The organism is Polaromonas sp. P3_C2, from assembly GCF_056402675.1.
The window spans coordinates 1-3216 of sequence record NZ_JBFUGX010000482.1 but is presented as its reverse complement, the minus strand read 5'-3'; the positions used below and the strand labels follow the sequence as shown (position 1 = coordinate 3216).

General features: G+C 62.5%; 4 protein-coding genes. All 4 read left to right on the top strand.

The window, feature by feature from the left end; genetic code table 11:
* Positions 1 to 71 precede the first annotated feature (71 nt).
* Positions 72 to 386 (top strand): chaperone modulator CbpM, encoded by a 315-nt coding sequence (locus tag AC1DWI_RS17535; protein WP_477669149.1) that lies wholly within the window; start codon positions 72 to 74, stop codon positions 384 to 386.
* A gap of 77 nt (positions 387 to 463) precedes the next feature.
* Positions 464 to 1564, top strand: a complete 1101-nt coding sequence (locus AC1DWI_RS17530; protein ID WP_477669148.1) for a DNA alkylation repair protein — start codon at positions 464 to 466, stop codon at positions 1562 to 1564.
* Between the two features lie 178 nt (positions 1565 to 1742).
* Positions 1743 to 2249 (top strand): CreA family protein, encoded by a 507-nt coding sequence (locus AC1DWI_RS17525; protein ID WP_477669147.1) that lies wholly within the window; start codon positions 1743 to 1745, stop codon positions 2247 to 2249.
* A 110-nt stretch (positions 2250 to 2359) separates the two neighbouring features.
* Positions 2360 to 3079, top strand: coding sequence for a glutathione binding-like protein (locus AC1DWI_RS17520; protein ID WP_477725313.1), 720 nt, complete (start codon positions 2360 to 2362; stop codon positions 3077 to 3079).
* Positions 3080 to 3216: the final 137 nt, after the last annotated feature.

Sequence of the window (3216 nt, the reverse complement as noted above, 5' to 3'; positions counted from 1 at the left end):
TACGAAGACATGGCGGCGGCATTCAAGGCCTTCAGGCCGCGCGCCGCCCTGCAAACCTCGGGAGCCAAGGCATGAACACCCCCACCCGCTACCTCGCCGGCTTCATCCTGGAAGACCAGGATGAACTCACCCTTGACGATCTCTGCCGGGCCTGTGCCGCGCAGTCGGAGCTCATCGTGGACCTGGTACACGAAGGCGTGCTGGCGCCGATGGGAGAGGCTCCTGAGGTTTGGCGCTTCACCGGCGTGCACTTGCACCGCGCCACCGTGGCCGTGCGCCTGCAGCGCGACCTGGGGGTTAACCCAGCCGGTGCGGCGCTGGCACTGGAACTGATGGACGAACTGGACAACCTGCGCCGACAGCTACACCGTCTGCAGGACAACTGACCCACTGGCGCGGGCAATCTTTTATATAGGACAGATCATGGCGCTCGCTGCCAAAGCAGCATGGGAGAATTCGCGCCATGTCCACCGAAGCCGCGCCCGCCCTGAAAAACATCTTCGACAAGGCGCGCTATCGCCACATCGCGGCAGAAACCGCCGTGGTCTACCCACGTTTTGACAGCAAAAAGTTTCTCTCGCTCGCGCTGCCCGGCCTGGACGACCTTTCGCTGATGCAGCGCCTGCGCCGCACCAGCGAATGCCTGCACGCCACGCTGCCCGACGACTACCCGAAAACCATTGCCATCCTGCGCAAGCTGGCCCCGCGCATCAACAGCGGCTTTGTCACCCTGGTGCTGCCTGACTATGTGGGCCTGTATGGGCGCGATGATTTCGACACCTCCATGGAGGCGCTGAAGTTTTTCACCGCCTTCGGGACCTCGGAGTTCGCGATCCGCGAATTCGTCCGCCAGGATCCTGCGCGCACGCTGGCCGTGATGAAGACCTGGGCCAGGGACGAAAGCGAGCACGTGCGGCGCCTGGCCAGCGAAGGYAGCCGCCCTCGCCTGCCCTGGTCTTTCAGGCTGGATGCGCTGATGGCCGATCCGGACCTTGCCGCACCCATCCTGGATGCGCTCAAGGCCGACAGCAGCCTCTACGTACGCAAGTCGGTGGCCAACCACCTCAACGACGTCACCAAGCTGCACCCCGACTGGGTGCTGGAGCGCCTGAAGAGCTGGCCACTAGACAACCCGCACACTGCGTGGATTGCCCGGCACGCGCTGCGCACACTGATCAAGCAGGGCGACAGGCAGGCGCTGGGTGTGATCGGCGCCGGTAAAAAGGCGGACGTCGGCATCACCGGTTTGTCCATCACCCCCAAGAAACTCACCCTGGGCGAGCGGATGGCACTGTCGTTCACGCTGCAATCCACCTCGCGCCAAAGTCAGCGGCTGGTGGTGGACTACGCGGTGCACTACGTCAAGAAATCGGGCAGCAGCTCGGCCAAGGTATTCAAACTCAAGGAGTTGACGCTGGCCGCCGGCGAAAGCGTGCAGCTGTCACGCAGCCAGGTCGTGCGCGACTTCACCACCCGCGTGCACCATGCCGGGCGGCATGCGGTGGACATCATGGTCAACGGGGAATGCCTCGCGAGCGGGCATTTTGACCTGGTGAAGACCTGAAATGGCTACAACCCAATAGGGACGCGCGCCAGTAGCTATCAAATGTATAGCTATCCAATATACTAGCCTGACACAGGGCCGCGCAGCCCAGGCACCTGGCGGCGGGCTTTGTACAGTAGCTACCTGACGCCCTTCCGCCACCCTTCCGATTCCCATACCAAGCACCAAGGACATGTTCATGCGCCCACTCACCCTGCAACGATTCAGCCCCGCCTATTGCGCCCTCAGCCTGGTGCTGCTTCTGTCCGCCTGCGGAGGCGCCGGCGGTGAAGAGATCGGCGCGGTCGACACGGTCTTCAAATTCATCGGACCGGACCACAAGATCGTGGTGGAAGCCTATGACGACCCCAAGGTGAGCGGCGTCACCTGTTATGTCTCGCGCGCCAAGACGGGCGGTATCAAGGGCGCATTCGGCGTGGCCGAAGACAAGGCCGAAGCCTCGATAGCCTGCCGGCAGACCAGCGTGATCAGTTTCCCGGGAGGCAAACCCATCGAGAAGCAGGAAGAAATGTTCAGCGAACGCATTTCGCTGGTCTTCAAAAAGCTGCGTGTGGTGCGCATGGTGGACACCAAACGCAACACCCTCGTTTACCTCACCTATTCCGACCGCGTGATCGAAGGTTCGCCGCAGAACAGCGTGACAGCGGTTCCGGTGCCTGCGGGCACGGTGATACCGGTGAAGTAAAGGGCCGGCCACGGTCTTCACGGCTGGCGGGCCTGAATACCCACGCGGACCGCCGGGACTAGCGGGCTGCGCCTTCAGCATTTTCACTTTTGACAACAGAATTTCGACCCATGACCCAAACCACCGCCACCTCCCTGACCGATTTCCCCATCACCCGGAAATGGCCCGCCCAGCATCCTGACCGCATCCAGCTGTATTCGCTGCCCACGCCCAATGGCGTCAAGGTATCGATCATGCTGGAAGAGTGCGGCCTGCCCTACGAGCCGCACCTCGTCGACTTTGGCAGCAACGACCAGACGTCGCCGGCCTTTATGTCGCTGAACCCGAACAACAAGATCCCGGCCATCCTTGACCCCAATGGGCCCGGCGGCAAACCACTCGGTCTGTTCGAGTCCGGCGCCATCCTGATTTACCTTGCCGAAAAAACCGGGAAATTCCTGCCGGCGGATGCCGCGGCCCGTTACGAAACCATCCAGTGGCTGATGTTCCAGATGGGCGGGATCGGCCCGATGYTTGGCCAGCTCGGCTTTTTCCACAAGTTTGCCGGCAAGGACTATGAAGACAAGCGCCCGCGCGACCGCTATGTCGCCGAATCCAGCCGCCTGCTGGGTGTGCTGAATCAGCGGCTCGAAGGCCGCAGCTGGATCATGGGCGACGACTACACCATTGCCGACATCGCCACCTTCGGCTGGGTGCGCAACCTGATCGGGTTTTATGGCGCCGGTGAGCTGGTGGAAATCCAGAAATTTCCCAACGTGACGCGCGTGCTCGACGCGTTTGTGGCGCGCCCTGCGGTCGTCAAGGGGCTGGGCATACCCGCGCGCGGCTGACGCTCCCACGCGAATACGGCGGACAGGCCGGGATGGTCAAAGTGGCTATCATGGCGGGCATGTCCGCCAAGCCAGCTCCTACCCCGGAACAGATTACAACGGATCGCTTTCGCCTGCTGGTGGATGCGGTGCAGGAC

What these genes read in the sequence shown, in the direction of transcription:
- AC1DWI_RS17535 (WP_477669149.1), top strand. Translation starts at nt 72, where the DNA reads ATGAACACCCCCACCCGCTACCTCGCCGGCTTCATCCTGGAAGACCAG.
- AC1DWI_RS17525 (WP_477669147.1), top strand. Translation starts at nt 1,743, where the DNA reads ATGCGCCCACTCACCCTGCAACGATTCAGCCCCGCCTATTGCGCCCTC.